This is a genomic window from Salipiger aestuarii (assembly GCF_003259905.1).
Lineage (GTDB): Bacteria > Pseudomonadota > Alphaproteobacteria > Rhodobacterales > Rhodobacteraceae > Salipiger > Salipiger aestuarii.
Genome location: NZ_QLMG01000016.1, coordinates 21,340 through 43,056, shown reverse-complemented (window position 1 = coordinate 43,056; position 21,717 = coordinate 21,340). Strand labels below are relative to the sequence as shown.

The following is a 21,717-nucleotide window of genomic DNA, read 5'->3' as shown; positions in this document are numbered from 1 at the left end:
CAATTCGGCTGACAGATCCGGATCGGTTCGACTGTTCCGCTTTGGCGCTCCGTTCGGCTTTGGAAAAGCCGGAGGGCATGGAGGGAGACGGGAGGCTGCCGGCCTGGTCCGGTTCCGTCAGGCGCCGCCGTGCAGAGGGCGGATTTCGGAAAGCACCTCTTCCGTGTGCTCACCCAGCCGGGGTGGCAGACGGCGCACCCGCCCGGGGCTGTCCGAGAACTGGACCGGTATCCGCGGCGCCACGAGGACGCCCTCTGTCGGGTGCTCGTGGCGCTCGAAATACCCGGTTTGGACCAGGTAGGGATCAACCAGAAGATCCTCCAAGCTGTTGACCGGCCCGTTCGGCACATCGGCGGCATCGAATTGGCGGCGCCACGCGGCGGTTGTATTCCCCGCGATCGCCTCGGCGAGGATCCCGTATAGCGCGTCAATGTGGTCGGTGCGCCACTCGGCCGTGGCAAATCGCCGGTCGTCGCGCAGCTCGGGACGGCCTATGGCATCGAAGAGACGCAGCCACTGGTTGTCCGTCGCCGCCATCACGCAGATGTGCCCGTCCTGCGTCGGATAGGGCCGACGATGGGGTGAGAACACCCGGCTGTAGCCCAGCCCAAGATCGGGCCGGTCAAGCGTCGCCCCCCACAGATTCTCGATCAGGTTGAAATTGACCATCGCATCCATCATTGGCACGTTCACCTGCTGCCCGTGGCCGGTACGCTCGCGCCAGACGAAGGCCATCGCGATGGACGATGCCAGGATGTAACCGCATAGTTTGTCGGCAATCACCGTAGGGAAATAGCGCGGCTCGCCGGTGGCCCGGTGCATCATCCCGGCGACACCGCTGGCGCCCTGGATCACATCGTCGAATGCGGGCCAGTCGCGGCGCTCGCTGTCCAGTCGGAAGCCCGAAGCCGAGGCGTGGATGATGCGGGGATTGACCGCTCTGATTGCGTCGTAGTCGACGCCCAGCCGTTCGGCGGCGCCGGGGCGCATCGAATGCACCAGCACATCCGCCGAACGCGCGAGATCAAGAAGCGCGACCCGCGCGTCGGGCTTCTTGAGGTCAAGCACGACCGAACGCTTGTTGCGGTTTGTGTTGAGGAACAGCGCCCCCATCTTCGGGTTGCGTGCGGGGCCCACCTGGCGTGTGTAATCGCCGTCGGGTGACTCGATCTTGATAATGTCGGCGCCCATGTCGCCGAGGATCTGCGTCGCCACCGGGCCCAGCACGTTGACCGAAAGATCAAGCACCCTGTAGCCGGCAAGCGGGCCGTCCCCCTCGGCTGGCTGTTGCGGTGATGGTTGCTGCGGCTGGCTGTCCATTTTCTTGTTCCTTTGCGGTATCGCACCTTCAAGCCGGCAATGCGCACCGCAGTCCGGCGGACCACTGCTCAGGGCGCGGCGACGAAAGCCTGCGCAAGCTCCCACACTGCTTCGAGACCGCCTTGCGAGAACGGTTCCGCAAGCCATTAGAACGGTGTCGCCGCGGGCGCTCAATCGCCGCAGTCGCAAAAACACATGTGTGCGCGTAAGGCCTGCTTGATCGCGAGCCCTTTGGTATCGGAGTTTTGCCACCGGCGGACGCCGCTTCTGGATGAAACGGTGCAATGCCGTCGATATCTGTCGCCCCTGCCCCATCACGCTGCCTGCTCGCTGAGTCGACCATAGAAACTACGCTCGAGATGCAGCTCCCCTGCCCCGGCTTTTGCCACCATGCCGCGCAGATATCCGCCTGGAGAAGCAATTTCACCCGTGCTGTGCTTCTCGAAAACAAGCACGAAAGCCGCTGTGGCCACCTGTTTTCCCATCCGGCCCTGCGCGACGTTCCAGGTGTGATCGGAGATGCCGATCATCGGTCTGAGCTGCCCGGCAACGCGATGCAGATCGCCCCAGCTCTTTAGGAACCCACCCATATTCTGCGCCCAGGACGCAAATTCAGGACAGGCTTGCATGATTGTCGACAGGTCGAGCGTTGCCTTCGTCTGGCGGTCATTCGCATCCGAGACGTCGAGCTTCTCTGCAGTCGGCTTTTTTTGTGGTGTGTGAGGTGCCGGCCCGTGGATTTCGGATGTTTCCCGCGAGTTACTAGTTACAGGATGAAGTTGAATTGTAGATTGTATGTGGGGTCCTGAAATGACCTCCCTGGGGTCCATTTCGGGAGCGTTCCGACCCGCTTGAAGGCCGTCATCGCCGCAGTTTTCCACAGAGTTTTCTGCACCTATCGCTTGTAGATAGACGGACTCGACCCGTTCCTGGAGCTCCTTGAACCTGGTCAGCAGCCGTTCCAACCGCGCAGAAGGTTCACGGCGTCGCGGAAGCCGATCCAGAAGCTCTTTGAAGAGGCCGGTGAACTGCATCCATGGGCCGCGCAGCGCATCGCTGAGCGCCGCCTCTATGCGGGCGCGGATCATCCGACGTGCCACGGTGATCTGGCGCTTCATGCGCTGGCACAGTTCACGCTCGGCTTGCAATTCTGCCTGTAGTTCCTCGAACTCTTCGACACGGGCCGAAAGCGGCGACAAGTCGAAGCCATACGCCTCGACGATGCGCCCATTCGCATCCCTGCGTCCCCACCGTTTGCCATTGGGGCTATCCCTGAAGGAAATAACTCCGATTTCCGCGAGACGCCGTGCGTGGCGTTTGAGCGCCGATAGCGAGAACCCCGTCTGCTCCATCAGATAGGCGTTCGAGGCCCAGACGATCGGGCGCCGCCCCTGCTCCCAGTCCTGGGACTGGGTAAATGCCCCCAGCGTATCGAGCAGCATCATGTCAGCTGCCTTGAGGCCAATATGCGCCCCGACGCGCTTGAGCGCGACAAATGCCCGTGTTTTGGGTACAGCTACCCGTTCGCCGGCCTGGGCAAGCTGCTCAGCAACCCCAAGACCCGGCGTTGGCTTGCGCCAACCTGTATGTTTCATGCCTGTATCTCACCTCCGATTATGTGGAGGCAAAAGAATGCCGTTCGCTCGGAAGCGTTCTTCGTTGACAGTGAACCTTGTGAGACTTATCTTGAAGGCGACCAAACCATTAGATCAGCTCTCAGGCCACACCGCTTGGGGGCTTTTCTTTTGCCGTTAGTTCACGCGTCGTTCCTTTTACTCGTTGCCTCGTCGTTCAGATGACCATTTCGAGAACAGGGTCGTCAGCCGGTCGTCTTGTCCGGGGTTTCGCTGCTCAAGTAGCTCGCGACCAGATCTCCAAGCTTCTCAAGGCGCTCTTGATCTATCGGCATACCCGCGACCTTGATCGACAAGTTCCCATCGACAGACGTGACCGAAAGATTTCGGTGGCCCACCTTGCGCTTCACCGTGAGCTTTCGCGGCTTGGCCCTTGGCTTGGCCTTGGGTTTGCTCACGCTCTCCAGGCTCGCCAGCGCCCCCTGCAAATCGCGAAAACTCATGTCGTAGACATTCTTGAACGCGTTCAAGATTTGCTCCTGCGCGGCGAATACGGCGCGCGCGCGTGAGACCAGGCTTTCATGCACACCAATTTTCTTGGCGAAGGCGACGGCTGTCAGCCTTTTTTCGCCAGACGCCAGCGTCTCATACATTTCGCCAATCGAAACCAGACGCTCAAACGGGCTAAGGTTTTCACGTTCCTCATTTTCGCGGAACCGTAGGAACAACATCTCGAACGTGCTGTTCTCGGCATGTCGCGCATCAGGCGGGGCAAGGATCGCACGAAGGGGAATGCCAAGTTCTGACGCGGCTGCCAGTCGGCGACGCCCCGTCAGCATCACAAATGGAACGCCGGCGACATTCGTCGGATCCAGCGAATCCGGCGTCCAGTCCGGATCTTCGGGCCAGACCAGAATGGGCGTGTCCTGCCCGTTCGTGGCAATGCTGCTTACCAAAGACCTGAAAGCGTCCTGAGACATCCAGTCTTGTCGGCGGTCGGTCCCCATCGGATCAGAGATCTGGTCCTGAGTCAGGCTGATCTCGTGACGACCGTGAAGGATATCGGAACAAAGCTCGTATCTGCTGCGCTCCACGGCGGCTTGCGACTGCGCAAGCGCCCCTGATTTCCAGGCACTGCCGGCCCCCTTGAAAGGCGTCGAAACCGCATCACCCGGTTCCGTCCTGCCTTCGGAACCGGCCACGTGCTCCTTGGGTGTGTCGGGATTGGTTGCCTTGCTGACCAGCGACCTTGGAATACTGCGTTTCATGCGTCACCCTCGCCGTCATCCTCATAGAATTCGTCCATCCATGTATTGGCATAGCCACGTTCAAGGCCAGGCCAGAGCCGCGACACTATGGCGTCGTTGACGGCATCGGCATTCGTGATGAACCGATTGATCCCCTTGCGCTTTCCCGGCGTATCCGGCTCGTATTCATATACGGACTGATAGACGTCGGACGCATTCGAGATAGCATCGGAGCGCAGGTAGAACACCGGCAGGATTTCCGTGGGGCAATGTTCCAGCAGGTTTCCGATGTGGTTGAGATCCTGCGCATTGGACCGCTGGACGATCGTCGGCAACAGCATGTTGGCACCGGATCCGATTTCGATTCTTTCATGGGCCAGGATGTGCTGAAGCATCCCGAGCAGCCCGCTCACGAAGGTCGACAACGTCGCGATGTCGAACCCCTTCATGGTTTGCGGAATAACCAGCGAAGACGAGGCAATCACGTTGTTCAACTGGAACAGGGTAAGCGCTGGCTGATAGTCGATGATGATGACGTCCAGGGTTTCGGTCAGAGCCGAGTCCAGCCGATTCTGATCGACCTTGCCGTCGACCGCCAGCTCATTGGGCAGCGTCTTTGGGGGGTGGCCTGCCTTCCATCGGTCGATTGCATCGCGCAGGTAGCGGTAAAAGCTCTTTCCCGCAGGCGCTTCGCGGACAAGCCGTGCAATCTGGATCTCACCCTCGGATGTTTCGCCATGCGCTGGCAACAGGCGCAGCCCCGGCCAGGAGGTCTTGAGAAAGAAGCTGTCGAGCGTTTGCGCATCGTGATCGGTGTATGGCGCGTTTTCTGATTGAAAGAGTCCGGCAAAGTCCACCATGGAGGCGGTGTTTTCATCCGGCATCTGAGGAAGACCCTCTCCCCCGACAAAATAGAGCGTTATGGTGCTTTGCGGGTCGGCGTCCATGACACCAACCCGCATACCGTAGTGCAAACTGAGATACTGCGCAAAATGCGCGGCGCTCAGGCTCTTGGCGGTGCCGCCTTTCTGGCTGGCAAACGAGATGACGGGCAAGGGGGCGTCGGGTTTGCGCCAGGCCAGATAATCGTAGGGTCGCTTTGCCGAGGCCGCGAGAAGAGCCCGCATCCGCATCAATTCGGACAGCGTGAAGACTCGCTCTCTTCCAACATATTCGCCGGCGGGAAAGTCATCGCTCGAATTGGCGAACTTGGTAAGGTACTGTATACTCACGTTCAGGAAGCGCGCGCACTGGCGCATGGACCATGTGCGTTTGATGCGCTGACGCAAGGTGAGTTCCTTGTTCACCGCCACCATCGTGCGCTCAAGCCCGCGTGACAGATCTGTCAAAAACTGTTCTAGACTACCGCTCATTGCTAAGCCCTGACTTCGGTTGGGTCCGAGTTCGACTCGATTCGGCTTCGATAGTAGCACGGTTATGGTGGAAAGATAAAGATACCACGCGCCTATGCTTCTCAGGCGCCTATTTTGAAGGCCCATTGTTCCAAAAGGCCCAATCTTGAACGCGTTCAAGATTGGGGTTCCAGTCAGCCGCTCTGTCGGAAGCCAACGCGCCTAGCCTGCTTGCGCTGCGTCTTTCGCACCCTGGATGATGAACGCCTGCAAGGGCGGATCGACTTGCGCCGCGCAGCTCTGGCGGGATCGGCGATAACCTGAGTGAACGGAATGACGGCGCGACGCCCGTCACGTGATGCAACGTGTCACATTCGAAGAAACGCAGCGGCGCGAATAAGGGCGGTGGACCGCCGAGGGAGAACTCGCAGGGTTCTCGGACACCGTCTTGCGACTGACCACGACAACACCCTTGCGAAGATGCCCAGAGCTGCGAGGCCATTGAGCCCGGCTGAGGTTCCGGCCGCGTCCCACTGAAACAAAGGGTCGCTTGGGCCCGAACCGCAGGCCGCGAGCATCCGTCACGCGCGAACTGGCAGATCCCGCCGAAGAGCTACCGTTGACGCTGATCGCGTCACGCACGTCTTATACAAGGGCGCGGAGACATGAGCCAGCGCCGCGCTAGGTCGCATACCCATTACCTGGTGTCTCAAAAAAGGCGAGTTGTGATCCAGCATGAATGCAGCAGCATCTGGGCATGGACCCGTTTGATTTGACGGATTTTGAGTGGTTGCTGATCCATCGCGGGTCATCAGCATCGGGCCAGCGTCCGGATAATGGGGGCCGATCCGCTGGCGTGATCACCAAAAGCCACGCGCTGGTGGATGCGATCGGCCGTCCGATCTTGTTGAGACTGACCGAAGGCCAGGCTCACGACAGTCGCTCGGCGGCGGACCTGCTCGTTGGTGCGCGGCGGGAACGACACCCCGCGGACCGCGCTTATGACCGGAGCGACGACAATGTTCTCGCATCCCTACATCTCGCCTTGCTGTGCATCTGGCTCCGGACGTGTGAGTCGGGGCTCTAGAGTGCTCTCAGCAGCCGGACCCCGTGTTCGAGAGGCATTGCACGAATTCCGTCAGCCACCGGAACGTCACGCTCTCCGGCGTAGATCAGTAGCTTTTGGTCGGCCTTGATGTCGTCCGCGCCCGTGTGGAACCCGCGCGAGACCTTTGGCGCGGTCGTGCGTTTGATTTCGATCGCCCAGATGTCGCTTCCGGGCAGGCGTAGGACGAGGTCAAGCTCTGCGCCTGCCGAGGTGCGATAGAAAAAGGGCTCCGTGCCGGTTGGCGCAGCGGCAAGAAGGGCCTCGATACAGTAACCTTCCCAACTGCCCCCGACCACCGGATGCCCAAGAAGCCCTTCGGTGTTTTCGATGCCCAGCAGGGCATGCACGATTCCGCTGTCCCTCACATAGACTTTTGGCGATTTCACCAGACGCTTGCCGACATTCTCGTGCCAGGGCTGCAGCCGCCGTACCAGCATGAGATCGACGAGCAGGTCGAGGTAACGCCCAACCGTCTGGCCGGAAACCCCGAGACCTTCGGCAAGGGCGGCGGCATTCAGCAGGCCACCCTGGACATGCGCCAGCATGGTCCAGAAACGCCGCAGGGTCGCGGCCGGAATGCGCGGCCCGAGGGCAGGGATGTCCCGCTCCAGGTAGGTGCGCAAAAAGTCCAGACGCCAGGCCATGCTGGCCTGATCGCTCCCGGCCAGGAAACTGTCGGGAAATCCCCCGCGCAGCCAGAGCGTGTTCGACCGATCCGCCCCTACCTCTGCGAGCTGCAGAGGGGGCATTTCGATATACCTGACACGGCCGGCCAGGGATTCCGCCGACTGTTGCAGAAGAACGTTCGAAGCCGAGCCAAGCAGAAGAAACTGTCCCGTCCGAAACCCGGCCCGCTTGCGGCGGTCAATCTGCCCGCGCAGGCTTTTGAAGAGTCCGGGCATCTGCTGGACCTCATCTAGGATGACCAGCTTGCCCGCCTGTTCGTCCAGATAAAGATCCGGCTCGATCAGGATCTGCCTGTCCGCATCACGCTCCAGATCAAGGTACACCGATGCCCGCTCCGAGGCGATGTCGAGAGCAAGCGTGGTTTTCCCGACCTGTCTGGGCCCGAGAAGGACAACGGCGGCCTGGCTTTTCAGGGCTGACTCTACAATCTGATTAGACTGGCGTGTGTACATACCTTGCAAATACTCCATTGCATGGCAGATTTGCAAGGTTATCCTTGGGTGCGGACGACGTGGCGACCCAACTTGGAATCTTGTCTACATCCGCAAGCAGTCAGTGACCTGGGGATTCGGCATCGTCAGGCCGGGGCAGGGGGCGGTGATCGCCCCCGCACCGTAAAGCGCCAGTTGGGCAAGGGGCCCGCGCGCGATCCCGCCGGGTTCGCAAATTCGTGCGGGCACAATTCGCCCTGGCACAGCGCGGCCTGGAATGGGCGACCTGACTGGCAGCTCGTTGATCTGCGTCAATGTGAAAGTCGAGCGGTGGCATAGTGTTAAGTGGCTTGTGCGCCCGCACGCGAACCGAACAACAGGGAGGACTGCCATGCAGCCGACGAAAGAACAGTCACTGTGGATGTACGAAAACATGGTGGTCAGCCGACGCTTTGAAGAAGCGATCGAGAAGGCTTATCTCGAAGGCAAGACGCCCGCGTTCAACATGGCGAACGGGCCGATCCCCGGTGAGATGCACCTGTCGAACGGGCAAGAGCCGGTCGCCGTGGGCGTTTGCGCGCATCTAAATGCAGACGATATCGTGACCGCGACCCACCGCCCTCACCACCAGGCGATCGCCAAGGGCGTTGACCTGAAAAGGATGGCCGCCGAGATTTTTGGCAAATCGACCGGCCTGTCTGGCGGGCGGGGCGGCCACATGCATCTGATCGACCCGGCGGTGAATTTTTCATGCTCGGGCATCATCGGTGAAAGCTGCGGCCCTGCTTGCGGGGCTGCGCTGTCGCGCACGATTCAGAACAAACCGGGAGTCGCGGTCGCATTCCTGGGCGAGGGTGCCGCAAACCAGGGCGCATTTCACGAAGCTCTCAATCTTGCCGGGACCTGGAAGCTTCCGGTCGTCTTCGTGATCGAGGATAACTCCTGGGGTATTTCGGTTCCCAAGGCCGAGGCTACGGCCGTGATCCGCAATGACGTGCGCGCAGCGGGCTATGGTATGCCGGGGCACTACGTTCCCGGCAACGACCCTCATGCGATCTTCGATGTCGCGGGTGAGGCGATTGCGCGCGCACGCAAAGGCGAGGGGCCGACGCTGATCGAGGCGGAAACCTACCGGCTGGCGGGCCACTTCATGGGCGACGCCGAGCAGTATCGCCCCAAGGGCGAGAAGGACGCGCTGTTTGCCAAGGATCCGATCCCCAAAATGCGCGAGCGCCTGCTTGCCGAGGGTTGCACCGCCACGGAACTTGACGAGATCGAACAGCGCGCCGACAGCTTGGTGGCGGACGCAATCACATTTGCCCGCGAAAGCGACTATGCGCCGGAATCCGATGCGCTGACCGCCGTTTTCGTCTAGATTTCAGACCTCCACCGACGTGTGGTACGAAAGGATTCAACCCATGCTTGACCAACCGACCAACGAACGCCGGCTGACGATCGCGCGCGCGATGGCTGAGGCGATGCAGCAAGAGATGCAACGCGATCCGCGCGTCTTCGTGATGGGCGAGGATATCGCCGGTTTCGGCGGCATCTTTGGAAACACCCGGGGCCTGTTCGAGAAATTCGGAAAGGAACGCGTGCGCGATACTCCGATTTCCGAAACCGGCTTCATCAGTGCTGCGGTGGGCGCGGCGATGGATGGGATGCGGCCCGTCGTGGAATTGATGTTCGTCGATTTCTTCGGCGTCTGCTTTGATGCGATTTATAACCAGATGGCCAAGAACGCGTATTTCTCGGGTGGCAACGCGTCGGTTCCGATGGTTCTGATGACCTCGACCGGAGGCGGGTACTCGGATGCGGGTCAGCACTCGCAATGCCTCTACGGGACCTTCGCCCATCTGCCGGGCATGAAGGTCGTTTCACCCTCTAACGCCTATGACGCCAAAGGGTTGATGACCGCGGCGATCCGCGACGACAACCCGGTGGTCTACATGTATCACAAGCAGTTGCAGGGTATGGGCTGGTTGGGCACCGAACCGGGCGCGACGCTCAACACGCCGCAAGAGGGCTACACCGTCGAAATCGGCAAGGCCAAAGTGGTGCGCGCGGGCTCCGACGTGACGCTGGTCGGCTTGGCCATGGGGGTGCATAACGCGCTGAAAGCCGCCGACAAGCTGGCTGAAGAGGGTGTCAACGCCGAGGTTATCGACCTGGTTTCCCTGGTCCCGCTGGATCGAGAGACGGTGATCAATTCGGTCGCCAAGACCGGCCGTTTGATCGTGATCGACGAGGATTACCACAGCTACGGCGTCTCGGGCGAGATCATCGCCACCGTGACCGAGCACGACGTCTCGAAGCTGAAAGCATCGCCGGCGCGTGTCACCTTTCCGGATGTGCCGATCCCTTACGCGAAGCACATGGAACAGTTCTGCCTGCCCAACCCCGACAAGATCATCGCCGCTTATCGCAAAATGTAGCAGACCACGGCTGAGCAAAGGAGTGAACTCATGGCAACAGAAGTGAAGGTGCCGCAGGATCTGTGGCAGGATGACGACATGGAAGCCGTCATCACCAACTGGCTGGCAAGTGACGGCGCGACCGTGCGCAAGGGCGCGCTGATCGCCGAGATCATGGTCGAGAAGTCACAGTTCGAGGTGACAGCGCCAGCCGATGGCGTCTTGAAAATCGACAAACAGGCCGATGACATCGTGCGCAAGGGGGATGTCATCGGGCAGATCACATGATCGCCACTACCGGGGCGCCGGGCGCGGTGCGGGAACTGGCAATTGCCGATGCTCTGGCATGGGAGGCAACGTGCCTGACCGGCATTGCCGCCGGACACCGCGCCGCCATCACCCAGCTTTGGAGCTGCGAACCCGCCCTGGTTGCGCCTGCCGGGATGGCCAGGCTTCCGGGTTTCGCGCGCGCATGCGCGCAGGCCACCGACGCCGGTTGGCCGGTTCATTTGCGGGCCACCGGCGGCGATCTGGTGCCGCAGGGGCCAGGCATCGTCAATCTGACGCTGATGTTCCGTGGGCCGCCGGACGCGTCATCCACACTTGAGGACGCATACAAACGACTGACGGCGCCGATCTGCGACGCCCTTTCCAACGCAGGCATAAGCTCTTGCAATGGATCCGTGTCCGGTGCCTTTTGCGACGGACGCTACAATATTACCGTGATGGGCCGGAAATTCGCCGGAACCGCTCAACGCTGGCGTCCGACGGCGGGTGGAATGGCAGTGCAGACGCATGCGATGATGCTGATGCGCACGCCGTCGGACAAAACAATCGATATGCTCAACCGCTTTTATCATGATTGTGGAATAAAGCGGATAATCCACGCCAGCGCCCATGTCGGATTGCAGGATCTGGTTCAGCCGGACGAGGATAAAGCGGCCCAGCACCGTTTCCTCCGCATGGTCGCGCATCGGGCGCATTTGTGGTCGACGCCGCAAATGTCATGAAGGTGGTGTCAGGAGGCTGAGAAGCAATTTGCGCAAGGGCAACAGCCGCGTCCCTTGTGCCGCACCGATCCGACGCCACCCGGCAAGAGCGGCGCCGCGGTTCGGCTTGAAATTCGCCCTATGTGCCAGAGGATGGCGCGCGCCACATGAACCAGGTCGGGACCAGCGCGAGCAGGAATATACCGCATACCACAAGAAAGCCGTCCTGAAAGGCGGCGTTCGAGGACTGGATTATCACTGTCTGGCTCAGGAACGATGCCGCGGCGGGCATGAGCTGAGAGTCCGGCAGCCCCGAGGCGTGCAGCAGGCCGGCAACTTTGCTCAAGAGTTCCATCGTCGTGGCGTTGTCGCTGGTCTGGGTCGCGGCAAAGGCATCCGCGTGCATGATGGTGCGCCGCTCGATGAACACGGTCAGAAGGTTGACCCCGAAGGCCCCTCCAAGTTGCCGAATGAAGTTCGAAGCGCCCGAACCCTGGCCAAGAAGCTGGGGCGGCAGAACCTTGAGCGCGCCCGACGAAATGGCCGGAAACACAAGCCCCAATCCCACGCGTGACAGGATCGTCCACCATGCCAGCGTCCAGAAGGCCGTGTGGACATTTACCGATGTCATAAGCCAGGAAGACCCGGCAAAGACCGCCATGCCGACGCCGATCATGATCGGGGCGGGCACCTTGTCGGACAATCGCCCGGCAATGGGAAAGACCAGCAGCATCGCAAAGCCCGACGGCATCAGAAGAAGGCCCGCCTGCGTGGGCGTCATACCCTGGATCTGCTGCACGAAGACCGGAAGCAGATAGGTAGAGCCGAACAGCCCCGCCCCCATGATGAAGGCAATGACCGAGGCCGAGGAGAACGCGAAATTCCTGAAAAGCCGCATGTCGAGCATGGGTTTGGCGGTGTGCATCTCCCAGGCGATGAAGCCGATGGCCGAAGCGGCGGAAATCACGAAGCCCGACAGGATGGCGTTGGACTCCCATCCAAGCCGCTGCGCGTTCGTCAGCGTGCTGAGCAGCACCGCAAGAAAAGCCGACAGGATCGCCACCCCGACAAAGTCGAAGCCCGGAATCGGACCGCTTTCTTCGCGGCCGGGCAGGAAAAGGTTCGCCAGCAGAATGGCAAGACCGGCAAAAGGCAGGCCCAGGTAGAAGACGAAGCGCCAGTCGAAGGCATCCATAAGCACCCCGCCGATCCATGGGCCCAAAGCCGGAGCCAGCACAACGCCGACGCCATAGATCCCCATGGCGGCGCCGCGTTTGTCGGGCGGAAAGACCTTGAACAGCATGATCATGGCCAATGGCTGCACGACACCCGCCGCCGCCCCTTGCACCACGCGGGCCAGCGTCAGCACGGTCTCGTTCGGCGCGAGCCCCCCAAGGACCGACCCCCCAAGGAACACGCCCATCGCGGCTGTCATCGTCAGCCGCATGCCGAAGGCGCGGTTGGCCCAGTCGGCCAGCAGCATCGTTGCGGTCATGGCTGCCAGAAAGCCGGTCGAGATCCATTGTGCTTGCACCGCGCTGATGCCGAATGCCCCCATGACCGCCGGGATGGCGACGTTCACGATCGTCGTGGACAACACGACCGAGATGGTCGCGATCATGATCGTGCCGGTTGCCAACCATTTGTAGGAAGGGCCGTAACGCTCGAAATACCGGTCAATCTGTGACATCGACATAAACCTCGACCATCATGCCGGGCCTGAGTTCGGTGTCGGCAGCCGCGATCGACACACGGATCGGCAGACGCTGGGTCACTTTGGTGAAATTGCCCGAGGGGTTCGGGCTGGGCAGAAGCGCAAGCTGGCTTGTCGCCGCCCCGCCCATGCCGATCACCTTGCCCTCGAAGGTGCGGCCCGGAAAAGCGTCGACCGTGACGCCCGCCTTCGATCCCACATGGATCCGGCCATAATCGGTTTCCTTGACGTTGGCGTCGATCCAGACGTCATCCGGCGCGTGATACATTGCAATGCGCGTGCCCGGAGTCACATATTCGCCGACATCGACAAAGGTCCCGTCAACGATGCCGTCGAACTGGGCCGTGATCGTGCGGTGCGCGAGGTCGATCTCTTTCAGGCTGCGGTCGGCCTCGGTGCCCGCGCGACCGGCAAGAACGGACGCAATCTGCGACTCCAGCACATTCATCTGCTCTCCGTCGGCCTCGACAATGGCCAGACTCGCCTGCGCGCTTTCGATCGCCGCGAACGCGGCACGTTCCTGCTGTGCTGCGGTGTCGAGCGCTGCCTTGGCCTCGTCCAGAGTTTGCTGCGACATGATTTTCTGCGCAGCAAGCTTGATTGCCCTCTCGTGACGGGTCTGTGCATTCGTCAATACCGCGAGGGATGCCGCGTGGTTCGCTTCCGCGGCAGCTATGCTGGCCAGGGCCGCGTCGCGCCGCGCGGAGAGTTGCTTTTCAAGCAGCACCTTGCGTGCCCGAAGCTCCGCCAACTGCGCATCGGTTGCCGAAAGTCTCGACAGGACTGCATCAAGCTGCGGCTGCGCAGATGTGCGGTCGATTGCGGCGACAAGATCGTCTTTTTCGACAGCGTCGCCCACGAGCACCGGAATCGCCGTGACCCGCCCAGCGACCTCGCTGGATACGGTGACCACATTGGCCGCGATTCGCGCGTCGTCGATGTGTACCTGCGTGAATCGCGCAGCCAGCCACGGGGCGGCCAGCCAGACGGCAACGGCAAGCACGCCGCCGATCACGATCAGTCTGGCCCATCGCGTCCGGCTGCGCCTGGGGGGAGGGGGCGGCACCTGTTTGTCCGCCGCAGCCTTGTCGGAAATGGCTGTACCCGACTTTATGTCATCCATTTTGACCATTGTTCAAAACCTCCAGTCTGGCCGCGATGCCGCTTAGAACTTTCGTTGCAATGCGCAGATCCTCCAGGGAAATGCCTTCGAGGATTTCTGCCCGGCTGGTCGCTGAAATCTTTTTCATCCTGACAATGAGAGGGCTCGCAACCTCTGTCAGGTGAAGCGTCTTGGCCCGCCTGTCCGTGGCGGAAGGGCGGCGTTCGATCAGACCCGCGCCTTCAAGCCCGTCCAGCAGCCGGACGAGCGTCGCGGCCTCGATCCCCAGGCGGTGCGCCAGTTCGATCTGCGTCACCTCTTCATTCCGCGAAAGCTCGAACAGCACGTTCCACCTTGCCTGCGACAGGTCGAGATCGCGAAACCGAAGGTCAAGATGCCGCCGCCACATGCGTGACGCCGTTGCCATGGACCGCGCGAAAGGCTCCTGGATCTCTATGTCGTCGGGATCTGTCTTCATCGCTCTTTGCTTTCAACGCCTTGCCAATAGTTGTAGAGCTAATTAATATGGATGCAATTATCTTGCAAGGGTCATTCCCGCACCGGAGACATACGTCGATGTATACCAAAATCCTGCTGTGTTACGACGGCTCGCGCGAGGGGCGGCTGGCGCTGCGCGAAGGCGCGCGGCTGGCGCAGATCACGGGGGCGCGGGTGATCCTGCTGGCGGTGGTCGAAACGGGCGCTGGCAACGCGCTGGCACAAGGCGCGGATGTCGGCGCGCTCGCCATCCAGCAAGCCGATTTCGGGGGGATCCTTGACGAAGGCCATCAAAGGCTTTCGGCGATGGGGCTGGCACCCGAGGTCCGCATGGAGTTCGGCGATCCGGTGGCGAAAATCGCAAGCGTCGCGACCGAAACCGGGGCCGATCTGGTCGTGGTCGGGCATCATCGCCAAGGTCTCTGGACGCGCTGGATGAGCCGGTCGGTCGCGGCCGGGTTGGCCGACGCGCTGGGATGCAGCCTGCTGCTGGCACAAAAGGTTGTCGAGGATTCAGACTTTTTCCGCGACGGTTGAAAAGGTGTCCACGCGCGCAGGAAGCGCCGCGTTACCGCAGGAAGCCGCGGAACCGTCGCAAGGCGAACGCGAACATCACCGATCCGATCACCGCCAGCGCCAGCAGTTGCGGCCAGACCACCGCAAGTCCCGCGCCCCGAAACAACACCGCCTGTGCAAGCGCGATGAAATGGGTGTTGGGCGCCGCCAGCATGATGTATTGCACCGCCTCGGGCATCGATTCCCGCGGCGTCATCCCGCCCGACAGGATTTCCAGCGGCAGCAGCACCAGAAGCAGCAGCATGGCGAATTGCGGCATCGAACCCGAGATCGTTGCCAGCAATATCCCCAGCGATGTGGTGGCGAACAGGTGCAGCGCCACGCCCACCAGGAACAGCGTCAACGAGCCTGCCACCGGCACCCCAAGAACACCCTGCACCATGAAGGTCAGCGACAGCCCCGCCGCCACCAGCACCACGCCCCCCATGCTGAGCACCTTGCTGGTCATGATCTCGGCCGCGCTGACCGGCATGACAAGCAGGTGCTCGACGGTACCATGCTCACGCTCCCGGATCAGCGCCGCCCCCGACAGGATGATCGACAGCATGGTCACGGCACTGATCACCGCCGTCAGCGCACCGAACCACCCAGGATCCAGCGCCGGGTTGAAGCGGGCGCGCAGCGCAAGATCGACCGGCACCGCGGCTTGTCGCCCGGTCCAGCCGGTGACTTCCTGATCGACGATCGCCTGGACATAGCCCGCGCCGGTGAAGGCCTGGCTGACCCGTGTCGCATCGACGTTAAGCTGCAATTCGGGCCGGGCGCCCGCCACAAGGTCGCTCTGGAAATCCGGAGGGATGACCAGCGAAAACGTATCGATGCCAGCATCCATGCGCGCATCCATCTCGGCCATGTCGATCTGGTCGGGTGTCACGAAATAGGGCGACAGGAACGCATCCGCGATCCGCCGGGACAGGGGCGAGGCATCCTCGTCCACGATGCCGATCGTGGCGCGGTTCAGCGTCTCGGGCATGGCGGTGGCGTGGGAATAGATGTCCAGCGTAAAGGCGTAGAACACCAGCGCCAGGAGCAGCGGGTCGCGCACCAGCCCGCGTAGCTCCTTGACCGCGAGGTACAGCACATGTCTGGGTCGCATCGCTCAGGCCTCCTGCTTGCGCACGAAGATCGTCCCGAGCGCCACAAGCACCGGGACCAGCAGAAGCATCGGTACGAAGGACGCGGCCAGATCGCCGAAGTCCAGCGCCTTGGCAAACACCCCGCGCGAGATGGTGACGAAATGGCTGGTCGGGAAAACCTCGCCGATCCCGCGCCCCATGCCTTCCAGTGACGAGACCGGGTCGATGATGCCCCCATACTGCGTGGCCGGGATCAGGGTGGCCAGAGCGGTAAAGAACAACGCCGCGACCTGGCTGCGGGTGAAGGCCGAGATCAGCAGGCCCAGCCCGGTGGCCAGGATGACATAGACCAGCGCCCCCGCCGAAAGCGCCAGAAGGCTGCCCTTGACCGGCACCCCGAAGACAAACACCGCAAGCGCCAGCAGCAACAGGAAGTTGAGAAAGCCCAGCACGATGTAGGGCACCTGCTTGCCCAGCAGGAATTCCAGTCGCAGCGCCGGGGTGACATAGAGGTTCACGATCGAGCCTGTCTCTTTCTCGCGCGCGACGGACAGGACGGCGAGCATCGCCGGGATCAGCATCAGCAAGAGCGGGATCACCGCCGGCACCATGGCCGCCAGGCTTTCGACATCGGGGTTATAGCGATAGCGCATTTCCAGACTGTAACTGCCGGTGACAGCGTCTTCGCCATAGACCTGGCGCAGCTGGTCGGTCAGCCAGTGAACGTGCATCCCCTGGACATAGCCGCGCACCGTGTCCGCACGCATCGGCATGGCACCATCGAACCAGGCCCCGATTTCCACGGGGCGGCCGCGTTCGACATCTGCCGCAAACCCCGGCGGGATTTCCAGCGCCAGGCTGATTTCGCCGGCGCGCATCCGCTGGTCGATGTCGGCATGGTCGATGAGCGGTGGCTGTTCGTCGAAGTAGCGCGATCCGGCCAGGTCGTTGACATAGGACTGGCTGGCGATGGTTTGATCGTAGTCAAGCACTGCGAACTTGAGATCCTCGACATCCATCGAAATGCCGTATCCCAGCACAATCATAAGGATCACGCTGCCGACGCTTGCAAGCGTCAGGCGGATCGGATCTCGGCGCAGCTCCAACGACTCGCGCCAGGAAAAGCTCAGGAGCCGGGCAAGGCTGACCCGTCCGTGGCGCCGACGTGGCGCCGACGAAGCCTCCGCCACGAGATCCACCCGATGCGCCGCGGCGGGCGTGCCGTTTTCGCCTTGTGCCCGTTCCAGGTGATGGATGAAGGCATCGTCCAGCGTCGCCGCGCCGGCGCCTTCGCGGATGGCTTCGGGCGTGTCGCTGACAAGCACGCGGCCCTCGTGCATCAGGGAAATCCTGTCGCAGCGCATGGCTTCGGACATGTAGTGGGTAGAGATGAAGATCGTCACACCGTCTTTTCGGGACAGGTCCACCAGCGCCTGCCAGAAGATGTCGCGCGCCACCGGATCCACGCCCGAGGTCGGCTCGTCCAGGATCAGCACCTCGGGCCGGTGAATCAGCGCCACGGCCAGCGACAGCCGCTGACGGATCCCAAGCGGCAGTTGCAGCGGCAGACTGTCAAGAACCGCCTCAAGATCAAACCGCTCCGCAAGCTCGGCGATACGGGGCGCAATCCCGGCGGGCGCCATGTCGAAAAGCCGCGCATGCAGATCAAGATTCTGACGCACCGTCAGCTCGGAATAAAGCGAGAAGGACTGCGTCATGTAACCGATGCGCTTGCGCGTGGCCATGTCGCGCGCGTCGACCGTTTTGCCGTCGATCCGGGTGGTTCCTTCGGCGGGTTCCACAAGCCCGGTCAGCGCCTTCATCGTCGTCGTCTTGCCGCAACCGTTCGACCCGAGAAAGCCGAATATCTCACCTTTCCCGATGCGAAAGCTCACACCCTTGACCGCTGCAAAGTCTCCGAACCGGACCGTCAGGTTTTCAGCCTCGACGACGCAGTCGCCGCGACCTGCGGGGTCACGCGGCGGCACGATCAGATCGTGGTGTCCCGCGCGCCTTTCTTCGGGAAGAAGTTCTATGAAAGCCTCGTCAAGGCTGGCGGTTCCGGTGCGGTTCAGAATCTCTGAGGGGCTGCCGGCGGCAAGCACCCTGCCGTCGTCCATCGCGACCAGGTGGTCGAATTCCGAGGCTTCCTCCAGATACGCACTGGCGACGATCAGGCTCATGCCCGGACGTGCAGCGCGGATACGCGCGATCAAAGCCCAGAATTCACGCCGCGACAGCGGGTCGACTCCGGTTGTCGGCTCGTCCAGGATCAGCAGATCGGGGTCGTGGATCAGCGCGCAGCACAGGCCCAGCTTCTGTTTCATGCCGCCCGAAAGATTGGCCGCCGGGCGCTCGGCAAAGGGTGCAAGATCGGTTGCCTCCAGCAGATCGGCGATCCGCCTCTCGCGCTCCTCGCGGCTCTCGCCGAAAAGCCGGCCGAAGAACTCGACATTCTCCCGCACCGAGAGCGTGGGATAGAGATTGCGGCCAAGTCCTTGCGGCATATAGGCGATCCGCGGGCAGATCCGGGCACGGTGGCCGGCGCGCCGCATGTCGCCCTCCAGAACATCAAGCTGGCCTTGCTGGATACGCCTGGCCCCGGCGATCAGCGCCAGAAGGCTGGATTTGCCAACACCGTCAGGCCCGATCAGGCCGACGATACAGCCCGCCGGCAGGTCGATCGACACATCGTCGAGCGCCCGGACCTTGCCGTAGAGAAGCGAAAGCCCCTCTGCCCGCACCACCCGCCCGGAGGCGGTCATTCCAGCACCCTGCCATCGGCGGCCTCGGGCCAGGGCAGCGCGGGGTCCAGCCGAACCCAGGCGACGCCGGGCAGACCGGTCTTGATGTAATCCAGGTATTTTTCCAGCAGATCGGGCGCGATTCGGGCGCGGACCCGGAACATCAGCTTTTCGCGCTCGATTTCGGTCTCGACGGTTTTCGGAGTGAACTGTGCCACGTCCGACACGAACGAGACCTCGGCGGGGACAACGATATCCGGTGCCGCGTCCAGGATCAGGCGGACCTCGGTCCCCAGCCCGGCGCGCCCCGCCGCGGCGGTCTGCAGGAAGAACGTCATGTAAACGTCGTTCAGATCGATCATGTTGATCACGCGCCCGCCGGCGCCTATGACTTCGCCCGCCTGTGCAACGATGTACTGCGCCCGTCCTGGCCGGGGCGCTTTCAGCGTGCTGTCCTCGATCTGGACGTCTATCGATTCGATCGTCGCCATTGCCGCCGCCACCGCCGCTTCGGCCCCGACCACTGCCGCTTCGGCTGCGGATACCCCGATCCGCGCCGCCGCAATCCTCGCTTCGGCGGAGGCGACCGCGGCCTCGGCACCAAGCGCGTTCGACCGGTCAATATCAAGTTGCCGCTCGGACGCGATGCTGCTTCCCGCCAGCGCCTCGGAGCGGGCGAACTGGCGCTGCGCGGCATCAAGGGCCGATTGCTGCTGCGCCAGAACCGCCTCGGCTGCGCGCACTTCGGCCTGACGTTGCTGGATCATCAGCCGGGCGTTTTCAACCGCGATCTCGGCGCGGCGCTGTTCCGCCTCTGCCTGATGGCGGTTGGCTTTCAGTTGACGGGTGTCAAGCGCGGCCAGCGGTTGCCCCGCCTCGACAAGCTCGCCCTCTCGCACCAGAATCGTTTCAATCCGTCCGGGAAGCTTCGAGGCCACATCGATCTCGACGGCTTCGACGCGCCCGTTGCCGCGCGCGAAACCTTCGGGGACAGCGCCATTGCCGTTGCCCTGCCAGACCAGGAAACCCAATATCGCCGCGGCCACGGCAATCGCTGTGAAGAGAAGGTATCTGGTGTTTTTCATGCTGTGCTCGATTGCTGTTGCGGGCCGGATTGCGTTAAGTCATCGGTCGAAGATGTCACCACTAAACTCTTTGATCGCGCCTTCGTAAACGCGTCAATGGGCCCCGGCCGGGTGGTCGGGCTCGCCTTGCCCCTCCGGACTCGGCATTCTGACCGCGCCTGCGCGCATCGTGGACGTCGCCTGATGCATTAACGAACGATCACGTGCCACCTGAGCAAGCTGGATGGTTCATCCCCATCTGTGATTATGTTGCGTTTTTAACAGGCTTCTGAAAAGTCGGCAATGCGCGACGGTATGCCGTCGCCGCCATCTGCCCGGCCCAGTTCGACGATCTGCGGCACGGTATCCTCTGGCGACATCATCGTCCCGCGGTGGTCTGCCGCAATTCCGATCGGATTGTTCTCGTCCGGGTTGGTCAGAGAGGGATAGAGGATGTGCGGCACACCGACCTTCGTGGCGGCGGACATGGCGTTGCCACGCGCCGCGCGCCGTTTGCCCGTCGCGGGATCGCGCGCTGCGGCAAGCCGCCGCCGCCGCGCGTGGCCGTCAAAGGCCGTGCCGGATGTGGCCGGGTCATGGAAACCACCGGCCCTGTGTCGATCCCCCTTTCCCGCAGCGCGGCAAGCTCGTCCGCTGTGCGGGGTGATCGCGGCGATGGGTTCGGCCGCGCGCGCCAGAAGTTCGTCGATGACCCGACTGCCGAGCTGACCGGATGCGCCGGCCTGGATGAAGGGACCGTTGATCGCGTCGGGCATGTTCCGTGCTCTTTTGCGGAGCTGCTTGTCATCCGAACCGAAAGGCGCTTTCGAGCGCGCCGAGCACCTGATCCTCCAGGGTCTTGCGACCGATGTCGGCCCCCGCCGCACCCGCCACGACATGCAGCGGGATCAGGTGCTCGGCGCGCGGATGGGCATTGCGTGCGCCCGGTGCCTGCGACCAGCGCGCCAGCCTGCGGTTGCGTTCGTCGGGATCGGGGTTGGTGATCGCGTCGGTCAGCCAGGTATCGAATTCGGTGCCGGCCACCTCGCCCCGCGGGCCGGCGCGCAGGCTCTGCATAAGCACCCCCATGTTGTGATAGGTGTTGCCGCTGCCGAGGATCAGCACGCCTTCATCACGCAGGGGCGCAAGAGCCTGCCCCAGCGCGATATGGCGTTCCGGGTCCAGATCACTGGCAAGCGACAGCTGGACGCAGGGAATGTCGGCATCGGGAAAGGCAACCTTGAGCGGTACGAAGATGCCGTGGTCAAAGCCGCGCGTGACATCTTTCGCGACCGGAAGCCCGGCGGCGCGGATCAGGTCATGAACGCGCTCCGACAGCGCCGGATCGCCGGGCGCGGGCCAGGTCAATTCATAGGTGTGGGGCGGAAACCCGCCATAATCGAACAGCAGCGGTGGGGCGGCGTTGCTCTGCACGGTGAATGCGGGTTCTTCCCAGTGGCCGGAAATCACCAACAGCGCCTTCGGGCGCGCGGGCAATGTCGCGGGCAGGTCGCGCAGGTACTGGCGATGCCGGTCCCATTCGTCAGGCGGCGACCAGTCCATGAAAAAACAGGGGCCACCCCCGTGAGGAATGAAAAGAGTTGGCATGCGCGTCATGTCTGTCTGTCCTTCTCGGCTTGCAGGTAGCCTCGGGGTTGCCGTTCGGATGCTGTGGAACAGTTTGGGTGCGGCGTATGTTAAAGCAGGTATGGTAAGGTAACCAGCTGTCAAAAAAGTGAACACCGATGCCCGGAGCGCCACCACACTGTCGGGCTGCGCAAACCCGACATATGCGCGGGTGTGCCAGCGTTGAGGGCGGTG

Annotated in this window: 19 protein-coding genes; 6 read left to right on the top strand and 13 right to left on the bottom strand. The window is 62.4% G+C overall.

Annotated features, from left to right (window positions below; translation table 11 throughout):
• Positions 1–117: 117 nt before the first annotated feature.
• The 4 genes from ATI53_RS10320 to ATI53_RS10305 all read right to left on the bottom strand — a co-directional run bounded on the left by ATI53_RS10320 (position 118) and on the right by ATI53_RS10305 (position 5,514).
• Positions 118–1,320 (bottom strand): CaiB/BaiF CoA transferase family protein, encoded by a 1,203-nt coding sequence (locus tag ATI53_RS10320; RefSeq protein WP_009504368.1) that lies wholly within the window; start codon positions 1,318–1,320, stop codon positions 118–120.
• Positions 1,321–1,634: 314 nt separating this feature from the next.
• Positions 1,635–2,915, bottom strand: coding sequence for a plasmid replication protein RepC (gene repC, locus ATI53_RS10315; RefSeq protein WP_034452338.1), 1,281 nt, complete (start codon positions 2,913–2,915; stop codon positions 1,635–1,637).
• Positions 2,916–3,139: 224 nt separating this feature from the next.
• Entirely contained in the window at positions 3,140–4,162 is a 1,023-nt protein-coding gene (locus tag ATI53_RS10310) for a ParB N-terminal domain-containing protein (RefSeq protein WP_111550345.1), read from the bottom strand.
• Positions 4,159–5,514: a ParA family protein gene (locus ATI53_RS10305; protein ID WP_205912148.1), complete on the bottom strand. Its 1,356-nt coding sequence runs from the start codon at positions 5,512–5,514 to the stop codon at positions 4,159–4,161. Before ATI53_RS10305 ends, ATI53_RS10310 begins: the two co-directional genes overlap by 4 nt.
• 718 nt (positions 5,515–6,232) lie before the next feature.
• On the opposite strand from ATI53_RS10305, the gene ATI53_RS24355 reads away from it, so the two are divergent.
• Complete coding sequence (locus ATI53_RS24355) at positions 6,233–6,580, top strand: hypothetical protein (protein WP_375342734.1); 348 nt, start codon at positions 6,233–6,235, stop codon at positions 6,578–6,580.
• Here the strand turns inward: ATI53_RS24355 and ATI53_RS10295 are convergent.
• Positions 6,577–7,740: an ATP-binding protein gene (locus ATI53_RS10295; protein WP_111550343.1), complete on the bottom strand. Its 1,164-nt coding sequence runs from the start codon at positions 7,738–7,740 to the stop codon at positions 6,577–6,579. The genes ATI53_RS24355 and ATI53_RS10295 overlap by 4 nt on opposite strands.
• A gap of 370 nt (positions 7,741–8,110) precedes the next feature.
• On the opposite strand from ATI53_RS10295, the gene ATI53_RS10290 reads away from it, so the two are divergent.
• The 4 genes from ATI53_RS10290 to ATI53_RS10275 are packed head-to-tail and all read left to right on the top strand — an operon-like array spanning position 8,111 to position 11,143.
• Positions 8,111–9,094, top strand: coding sequence for a thiamine pyrophosphate-dependent dehydrogenase E1 component subunit alpha (locus tag ATI53_RS10290; RefSeq protein ID WP_249033398.1), 984 nt, complete (start codon positions 8,111–8,113; stop codon positions 9,092–9,094).
• 43 nt (positions 9,095–9,137) lie between these two features.
• Positions 9,138–10,154: an alpha-ketoacid dehydrogenase subunit beta gene (locus ATI53_RS10285; RefSeq protein WP_009504359.1), complete on the top strand. Its 1,017-nt coding sequence runs from the start codon at positions 9,138–9,140 to the stop codon at positions 10,152–10,154.
• Positions 10,155–10,184: 30 nt separating this feature from the next.
• The gene (locus ATI53_RS10280) at positions 10,185–10,421 is read left to right on the top strand and encodes a biotin/lipoyl-containing protein (RefSeq protein ID WP_009504357.1); all 237 of its coding nucleotides are present in this window, start codon (positions 10,185–10,187) and stop codon (positions 10,419–10,421) included.
• Positions 10,418–11,143, top strand: coding sequence for a lipoate--protein ligase family protein (locus ATI53_RS10275; protein WP_111550342.1), 726 nt, complete (start codon positions 10,418–10,420; stop codon positions 11,141–11,143). Before ATI53_RS10280 ends, ATI53_RS10275 begins: the two co-directional genes overlap by 4 nt.
• Before the next feature lie 118 nt (positions 11,144–11,261).
• On the opposite strand, the gene ATI53_RS10270 is transcribed toward ATI53_RS10275, so the two are convergent.
• Genes ATI53_RS10270 through ATI53_RS10260 form a run of 3 tightly spaced genes read right to left on the bottom strand, consistent with a single transcriptional unit; the run spans position 11,262 to position 14,347 of the window.
• Complete coding sequence (locus ATI53_RS10270) at positions 11,262–12,812, bottom strand: DHA2 family efflux MFS transporter permease subunit (RefSeq protein WP_034452351.1); 1,551 nt, start codon at positions 12,810–12,812, stop codon at positions 11,262–11,264.
• Positions 12,799–13,959: an HlyD family secretion protein gene (locus ATI53_RS10265; RefSeq protein WP_009504353.1), complete on the bottom strand. Its 1,161-nt coding sequence runs from the start codon at positions 13,957–13,959 to the stop codon at positions 12,799–12,801. Before ATI53_RS10265 ends, ATI53_RS10270 begins: the two co-directional genes overlap by 14 nt.
• A complete protein-coding gene (locus tag ATI53_RS10260) occupies positions 13,952–14,347 on the bottom strand; it encodes a MarR family transcriptional regulator (RefSeq protein ID WP_223865983.1) in 396 nt (131 codons plus the stop codon). The genes ATI53_RS10265 and ATI53_RS10260 overlap by 8 nt, the downstream gene beginning before the upstream one ends.
• A gap of 167 nt (positions 14,348–14,514) precedes the next feature.
• On the opposite strand from ATI53_RS10260, the gene ATI53_RS10255 reads away from it, so the two are divergent.
• Complete coding sequence (locus ATI53_RS10255; protein WP_111550340.1) at positions 14,515–14,973, top strand: universal stress protein; 459 nt, start codon at positions 14,515–14,517, stop codon at positions 14,971–14,973.
• A 31-nt stretch (positions 14,974–15,004) separates the two neighbouring features.
• Here ATI53_RS10255 and ATI53_RS10250 read toward each other — a convergent pair whose 3' ends face one another.
• From ATI53_RS10250 to ATI53_RS10230, 5 genes are all read right to left on the bottom strand, one after another.
• The gene (locus tag ATI53_RS10250; protein ID WP_009504348.1) at positions 15,005–16,108 is read right to left on the bottom strand and encodes an ABC transporter permease; all 1,104 of its coding nucleotides are present in this window, start codon (positions 16,106–16,108) and stop codon (positions 15,005–15,007) included.
• A gap of 3 nt (positions 16,109–16,111) precedes the next feature.
• Positions 16,112–18,853, bottom strand: coding sequence for a ribosome-associated ATPase/putative transporter RbbA (gene rbbA, locus ATI53_RS10245; protein ID WP_111550339.1), 2,742 nt, complete (start codon positions 18,851–18,853; stop codon positions 16,112–16,114).
• Positions 18,850–19,917 (bottom strand): HlyD family secretion protein, encoded by a 1,068-nt coding sequence (locus ATI53_RS10240; protein ID WP_009504346.1) that lies wholly within the window; start codon positions 19,915–19,917, stop codon positions 18,850–18,852. Before ATI53_RS10240 ends, rbbA begins: the two co-directional genes overlap by 4 nt.
• A gap of 257 nt (positions 19,918–20,174) precedes the next feature.
• A complete protein-coding gene (locus ATI53_RS10235; protein WP_111550338.1) occupies positions 20,175–20,672 on the bottom strand; it encodes an SDR family oxidoreductase in 498 nt (165 codons plus the stop codon).
• 28 nt (positions 20,673–20,700) lie between these two features.
• Entirely contained in the window at positions 20,701–21,513 is an 813-nt protein-coding gene (locus tag ATI53_RS10230; RefSeq protein WP_111550337.1) for a DODA-type extradiol aromatic ring-opening family dioxygenase, read from the bottom strand.
• Positions 21,514–21,717: the final 204 nt, after the last annotated feature.

Coding starts and splice junctions, on each gene's coding strand:
- ATI53_RS10320 (WP_009504368.1), bottom strand. CDS start 1,320: ATGGACAGCCAGCCGCAGCAACCATCACCGCAACAGCCAGCCGAGGGG.
- repC (WP_034452338.1), bottom strand. CDS start 2,915: ATGAAACATACAGGTTGGCGCAAGCCAACGCCGGGTCTTGGGGTTGCT.
- ATI53_RS10310 (WP_111550345.1), bottom strand. CDS start 4,162: ATGAAACGCAGTATTCCAAGGTCGCTGGTCAGCAAGGCAACCAATCCC.
- ATI53_RS10305 (WP_205912148.1), bottom strand. CDS start 5,514: ATGAGCGGTAGTCTAGAACAGTTTTTGACAGATCTGTCACGCGGGCTT.
- ATI53_RS24355 (WP_375342734.1), top strand. CDS start 6,233: ATGCAGCAGCATCTGGGCATGGACCCGTTTGATTTGACGGATTTTGAG.
- ATI53_RS10295 (WP_111550343.1), bottom strand. CDS start 7,740: ATGTACACACGCCAGTCTAATCAGATTGTAGAGTCAGCCCTGAAAAGC.
- ATI53_RS10290 (WP_249033398.1), top strand. CDS start 8,111: ATGCAGCCGACGAAAGAACAGTCACTGTGGATGTACGAAAACATGGTG.
- ATI53_RS10285 (WP_009504359.1), top strand. CDS start 9,138: ATGCTTGACCAACCGACCAACGAACGCCGGCTGACGATCGCGCGCGCG.
- ATI53_RS10280 (WP_009504357.1), top strand. CDS start 10,185: ATGGCAACAGAAGTGAAGGTGCCGCAGGATCTGTGGCAGGATGACGAC.
- ATI53_RS10275 (WP_111550342.1), top strand. CDS start 10,418: ATGATCGCCACTACCGGGGCGCCGGGCGCGGTGCGGGAACTGGCAATT.
- ATI53_RS10270 (WP_034452351.1), bottom strand. CDS start 12,812: ATGTCACAGATTGACCGGTATTTCGAGCGTTACGGCCCTTCCTACAAA.
- ATI53_RS10265 (WP_009504353.1), bottom strand. CDS start 13,959: ATGGATGACATAAAGTCGGGTACAGCCATTTCCGACAAGGCTGCGGCG.
- ATI53_RS10260 (WP_223865983.1), bottom strand. CDS start 14,347: ATGTGGCGGCGGCATCTTGACCTTCGGTTTCGCGATCTCGACCTGTCG.
- ATI53_RS10255 (WP_111550340.1), top strand. CDS start 14,515: ATGTATACCAAAATCCTGCTGTGTTACGACGGCTCGCGCGAGGGGCGG.
- ATI53_RS10250 (WP_009504348.1), bottom strand. CDS start 16,108: ATGCGACCCAGACATGTGCTGTACCTCGCGGTCAAGGAGCTACGCGGG.
- rbbA (WP_111550339.1), bottom strand. CDS start 18,853: ATGACCGCCTCCGGGCGGGTGGTGCGGGCAGAGGGGCTTTCGCTTCTC.
- ATI53_RS10240 (WP_009504346.1), bottom strand. CDS start 19,917: ATGAAAAACACCAGATACCTTCTCTTCACAGCGATTGCCGTGGCCGCG.
- ATI53_RS10235 (WP_111550338.1), bottom strand. CDS start 20,672: ATGCCCGACGCGATCAACGGTCCCTTCATCCAGGCCGGCGCATCCGGT.
- ATI53_RS10230 (WP_111550337.1), bottom strand. CDS start 21,513: ATGACGCGCATGCCAACTCTTTTCATTCCTCACGGGGGTGGCCCCTGT.